Consider the following 5,658-nt stretch of genomic DNA (forward strand, 5'->3'; position numbering starts at 1 on the left):
ATTTTTAAAACTAAAAAACCGTATGTTGCGGAAAAGACGAACGGTATCCATACAATTCGTCTACTACAGCCTCTGATAGCGGAAGAGAGATGTTTGGCGTGTCATTCGAATGTTCAAACCGGAGATGTACTCGGGGTTATGGATTTGGTGATATCTCTGGAGAAAAATGATGCTGAGATCAGCAAAACAGAGACGATTCTTTTGATTGCATTAAGTGTTGTTGTCATTGTTTTCGTTTCGGTACTCAATCTTTTCTTCGGAAAAGAGGTATTGACTCCGTTGGAAGGTCTTCGCACTCGTATCGGTGCATTGGTGAGCGGGGACAAAGATTTAACAAAACGTCTGGATGCAAGTAAAAAAGATGAATTTTCGGCAGCTGCATTGGCGGTCAATAATTTTGTCTCAATGGTGCAAGAGACGGTCAATGAAGTGAAAGATTTAGGACGACAAAATTCGATGATAGCAACGACCATTACGGATGCAACACGGACGATTTCGAATGGGGTAGAGCAAGAGAGATTGATCGTCGAGGCGACAACGCAAAAGAGCCATTCGATTAAAGAGATACTCTCCGGAGCGATTTCGGTATCCGAACAAACACAGCGAAATGTTGCCAATGCGAATGGTGAATTGATCACAGCAAAAGATGCGTTGTCAAAATTGGTAGAAGAGGTTGAGGGGTATATTGAAACCGAGCATGAGATGTCTTCTCGATTGGTCTCTTTGCAACACGATGCGGATCAAGTTAAAAGTGTTCTCGGAGTTATTAAAGATATTGCCGATCAAACCAATCTTCTCGCTTTGAATGCAGCGATAGAAGCGGCACGTGCGGGTGAGCATGGACGAGGATTCGCCGTTGTCGCCGATGAAGTGCGAAAACTGGCAGAGCGAACCCAAAAAAGTTTGACCGAAATTGAGATCAGTGTCGGAACGATTGTTCAAGCGATCAATGATGTCAGTGACAAAATGGGTGAGAACGCCAAAAGTATGAACGAACTGACGGTTATATCGAATGAAGTGGAAGATAAAATTTCTGCAACGTCAGCGGAGATGGAACGCTCGGTAGCGGTCGCCGAACGCTCTTATAATGATTCGGTTGAGGTGGTAGGACATATCGAATGGATCATTGAGAAAATTTCAGAAATCAATACGGTTTCTGAAGGGAATCAAAAAAGTGTCGAACAGATTGAAAATGACTCTAAACAGTTAGTGCAGGTAGCACAATCTCTCTCTGCCCGTATTAATGAGTTTAAGAGCTAAAAACTCCGAGCCAGAGGGCATCGCTAGAGGTTGATAAAACCTGATGCCTGGTGTGACGAGGGATAAAACAATAATCTCCTGCGGAGAGTGTTAGCCTCTGCTCGTTAACTACGAGAGTGGCTTCCCCGATTAACAATACTACCCATTCATCTTCTTGTTGATTATAGATCTCTCCCTGTGTTTTGAGACGTGAGCGGATCGATTCTATTTTGAGTGTTCGGTTTTGAAAAAGAGTGGTAAAGATTTCGCTGTTGGGAACTGGAGTTTCGGTGTGATATAGGTTATTTAGAGTGATCAAGAAAGTCTCCTAAGTTAACGCGTGATATGATGTCACCATTATAAACCAACATCAGAGAATCTATGAAGAATATCGTCCTAATCGGTTTTATGGGAGTCGGCAAAGGCTCAGTCGCACGTGAAATAGTACAGCAGTCTGATTTAGTGGCACTGGATACGGATGATATTATCGAGAGTATGGAAAACCGTAGTATCAAAAAGATTTTTGCTCAAGAGGGTGAAGAGTATTTTCGCATCTTAGAGCGTAAAGTGGCTCAGTGGCTCCAAAAAGAGGTGCGAGGAACTTTGATCTCTACCGGGGGCGGTTTTTTTAAAGTGCCGAATCTAAAAAAAATCGGAACGGTTGTTTATTTGTCGGCACCGTTTGAGACGATTCACAGCCGCATTCTTGCCCATCCCGATGCCGAAAAAAAACTGCGTAAACGTCCGCTGTTTCAAGATATAGAGAAAGCGATTAAACTCTATGATGAGCGTTCAGCACATTATAAAAAAGTGGCCGATGTTGTTATTGATGTTAGCAATAAAGAACTTGCTGATATTGCAAAAGAGATTTTAAAAAAGGTGAAATGACGATGATAAAACTATTTTTAATACTGCTCTTCTCGACACTTGCATTATCTGCAGCCGATCTTAAATGGGACAAAGATATTGCCTCAGCCGTTGAGCGAGGGATCAAAGAGCAAAAACCATTAATGGTGCTAGTGACCAAAAACGGATGCCGATGGTGTGAAGTTTTAAAACAAAAAACGTTGAAAGATCCAAAAATTGTTACGATACTAAATCGCGATTTTATTCTCTATGAGGGTGTTGTCGATGAGGGGACGGTGCCCCCGTCTCTGATGACACAAGGCACCCCCGCAACATGGTTTATCAAAGGGAAATCCCCGATGTTCGAACCGATAATGGGAGCTGTTGAGAGTGATGATTTTCTCAAAGCGCTTGATATTGTCAAACAAGAGTACAAAAAAAGTACGACCAAAAAGTAAAAAGGAGAGTTTATGACCCTTATTCACACCAATGATGCACAATTTAATACCGTGTTTGGCGAACTGTTAGGGCGTGGAAAGATGGATATGGAGCATGTCTCTTCGATCGTTAAAGGACTTATCGATGAGATTCGCTCTGAAGACGATGCGGCATTATTTCGACATATTTCTAAATTCGATCGCTGGAATCCCTCAAGCGGTGCAGAGCTGCGCATTGATACGGGTGACATGAAACGAGCCTATGAGGCATTAGACCCGACACTCAAAGCATCGTTGCATTTGGCGTATGAGCGTATCCGAAGCTACCATGAAAAACAGTTACCGAAAAGCTGGTTTGATACCGAGGCAAACGGAACAATATTAGGGCAAAAAGTGACTCCCGTCGATCGTGCAGGTCTTTATATCCCCGGAGGAAAAGCGGCCTATCCAAGTTCACTCTTGATGAACGTTATCCCCGCACAAGTAGCGGGAGTGGAGCATATCGTTGTGACGACACCGACACCCGATAATGAGCCGAATGAACTTTTATTGGCGGCGTGTCATTTGTGCGGTGTGAGTGAAGTGTTTAAAGTCGGCGGTGCGAGTGCAATTGCTGCGATGGCATACGGTACCGCGACGATCCCTAAAGTCGATGTCATTACGGGCCCGGGAAATATTTTCGTCGCAACGGCGAAAAAGATGGTATTCGGCGAGGTGAACATCGACATGATCGCAGGGCCGAGTGAGATCGGTGTATTGGCGGATGATTCGGCCAATCCTGTCCATATCGCCATTGATTTGCTCTCTCAGGCAGAACATGACGAAATGGCAAGCTCCATTTTGATCACCCCATCCCAAAAATTTGCGGATGCGTGTGCAATCGAAGTAGAAAATTGGCTCAAAAAACTTCCTCGTGAAGAGATCGCCCGTAAATCGATCGAAGAACGTGCCGCAATTATTGTAACCGAGTCGATGGAAGAAGCAGTAGCTCTTATGAACGAGATTGCCCCTGAACACCTCGAAGTAGCAACCGATAACCCTTTTGCACTCCTTCCCGCTATAAAACACGCCGGAGCGATCTTTTTGGGGCATTATACCCCTGAAGCAATCGGTGATTATGTGGCAGGACCGAACCATACCCTCCCTACCGGAGGGACAGCGAAGTTTTATTCACCGCTTGGGGTTGAGAACTTTATGAAAAAATCGTCTATCATCTCTTTTTCGCGTCAAGCGATCAATGAAATAGGTGAAGCATGTGCCCTTATAGCCCATACCGAAGGGCTTGGTGCGCATGAAGCATCGGTTCGCTGCCGCTTGGATTCATAAATCTTATTTTTACTTTCCCCCTTTTTCCCTCTCTTCGGGGAAATTACCAAACGGTAACATATCAAAAAGTTATAGCAAAAATGGGGTGCTTTTTAGTTTGAGTTAAACCTACTTTAGCTAATATCAACCCAGCAGTAATGCCGTCAAATGCCTGTAATCACGGCATCAAATAAAGATTATTCATGTAGCTTATGACATGAATGGCGTTCACGTGAATCAGGAATAAGGAGAATATATGCAATTAGGTTTCTTGGTAGACCTTCGCCTTTGTATGGGATGTAAGGGCTGTGAGATCGCCTGTAAAGTGGAGAATGAAGTTCCGCTTAGTACATGGCGTCTACGTGTCAAATATGTTGATGTGGGAACATTCCCGGAGACGAAACGGACCTTTACGCCGCTTCGCTGTAACCATTGTGCAAATGCACCGTGTGAACGTATTTGTCCGGTTAGTGCATTGCACTATCTTGAAAACGGTATTGTTAATATCGATAAAGAGCGCTGTATCGGATGCGCAGGGTGTGTTATGGCGTGCCCATACGGTGCGATCTACATCGATCCTCAAACGCAAACGGCTGACAAATGTACCTATTGTGCACACCGTATTGCGAGTGCGATGATGCCGTCATGTGTTGTAGCGTGTCCGGTAGAAGCGAATATTTTCGGTGATTTGGATGATCCGATGTCGAACATCAGCAAATACATTCAATCACATCAAGGGAACGTACAAGTGCGTAAACCGGAAAAAGGGACATTCCCTCACCACTATTATGTCGGTGGCGGTAACGTAACGTTGAACCCTCTAGCATCGTTCAGAGGCGAGGGGCATAACCTCTTCAATAATCTTAAACATCTCCCTATAGGAGGGCACTAATGGTACACGAAACAATAGCGGCAACCAACGCGGTTGTAACTCTTGACGTTGCTCTTCCCGGGATCGTTTGGGGTTGGATCATTACCATGAACATGTGGGCGAAAAGTATCGGTACGGGGATTATTTTCCTTGGGTTTTATTTGCTTAAAAAACATCCGGAGCAAACCGGATTTATCCGTTTTCCGGTAGTGGCGATTTCGATCGTATTTATCCATATTTTCTTGTTCTTTACGGTTATCGATTTGCACCAAATGTTCCGTTTCTGGCACATTTTCTTCCATCCTCATTTGACGTCAGCGATTACGATCGGTGCATGGATGGCGACAGGTTTTGTAGGATTGCTGTTTGCTATGGCGTATGCAATCTATATGAAAAATGATGTTGCTATGTACGATAAACTCCTCGGATGGACCGTACTTTTGGCGATTCCGGTAACGTTGTATACGGCGGGACTTATGGCGCAATCAACGGCACGTGAACTATGGCAAATGCCGACCGAATCGGCGCAAATGATTTTGGCAGCATTGTTAGCAGGGTCTGCTACGATGATTCTCCTCGGCGGAAACAAATTCTCAGACGCGGTGAAAAAAGATTTGGCGATTGTTTTGGGACTTAGCGCTGCTGCCGCATTTATCCTCTATATGGCAGAGATCATTTTTGGTCCTATGAAAGCCGAAGAGGTTGCAGCGGTTCTCCATTACATTAAAGGCGGCGAATACACCGTTATGTTCTGGATCGGTCAAGTGATGGCATTCTTGGTTCCAATGGCTTTGGTATGTCTAAGCCTCAAAAATCAATCGTATTATTTGCTGAAAATTGCTGCGGTATCAGCATTGATCGGCTTGTGGGTGAGCAAACATGTTTGGCTCGTTATTCCACAATTGTTACCAATGAGCTAAAGAGGATTAACTATGATGTATTTAGAAAGTAGAAGAACAT

At 44.3% G+C, this 5,658-nt stretch carries 7 protein-coding genes; 6 read left to right on the forward strand and 1 reads right to left on the reverse strand.

Annotated elements, in window-relative coordinates; translation table 11 throughout:
• Positions 1 to 1,260 (forward strand): methyl-accepting chemotaxis protein (locus A2517_RS07560; RefSeq protein WP_294895699.1); only part of this gene is annotated, 1,260 nt, incomplete at its 5' end.
• On the opposite strand, the gene A2517_RS07565 is transcribed toward A2517_RS07560, so the two are convergent.
• Positions 1,250 to 1,558, reverse strand: coding sequence for a cupin domain-containing protein (locus A2517_RS07565; RefSeq protein ID WP_294895701.1), 309 nt, complete (start codon positions 1,556 to 1,558; stop codon positions 1,250 to 1,252). The genes A2517_RS07560 and A2517_RS07565 overlap by 11 nt on opposite strands.
• Before the next feature lie 62 nt (positions 1,559 to 1,620).
• Here A2517_RS07565 and A2517_RS07570 point away from each other — a divergent pair, with 62 nt between their 5' ends.
• The 5 genes from A2517_RS07570 to nrfD all read left to right on the forward strand — a co-directional run bounded on the left by A2517_RS07570 (position 1,621) and on the right by nrfD (position 5,618).
• A complete protein-coding gene (locus tag A2517_RS07570) occupies positions 1,621 to 2,127 on the forward strand; it encodes a shikimate kinase (RefSeq protein WP_294895703.1) in 507 nt (168 codons plus the stop codon).
• Between the two features lie 2 nt (positions 2,128 to 2,129).
• Positions 2,130 to 2,543, forward strand: coding sequence for a thioredoxin family protein (locus A2517_RS07575; RefSeq protein WP_294895705.1), 414 nt, complete (start codon positions 2,130 to 2,132; stop codon positions 2,541 to 2,543).
• A gap of 12 nt (positions 2,544 to 2,555) precedes the next feature.
• Positions 2,556 to 3,848 (forward strand): histidinol dehydrogenase, encoded by a 1,293-nt coding sequence (gene hisD / locus A2517_RS07580; protein ID WP_294895707.1) that lies wholly within the window; start codon positions 2,556 to 2,558, stop codon positions 3,846 to 3,848.
• 235 nt (positions 3,849 to 4,083) lie between these two features.
• Entirely contained in the window at positions 4,084 to 4,719 is a 636-nt protein-coding gene (locus tag A2517_RS07585) for a 4Fe-4S dicluster domain-containing protein (protein WP_294895708.1), read from the forward strand.
• On the forward strand, positions 4,719 to 5,618 hold the full coding sequence (nrfD, locus tag A2517_RS07590; protein WP_294895710.1) for an NrfD/PsrC family molybdoenzyme membrane anchor subunit: 900 nt from the start codon (positions 4,719 to 4,721) through the stop codon (positions 5,616 to 5,618). Before A2517_RS07585 ends, nrfD begins: the two co-directional genes overlap by 1 nt.
• Positions 5,619 to 5,658 lie beyond the last annotated feature (40 nt).

Source organism: Sulfuricurvum sp. RIFOXYD12_FULL_44_77 (genome assembly GCF_001830725.1).
GTDB lineage: Bacteria > Campylobacterota > Campylobacteria > Campylobacterales > Sulfurimonadaceae > Sulfuricurvum > Sulfuricurvum kujiense_A.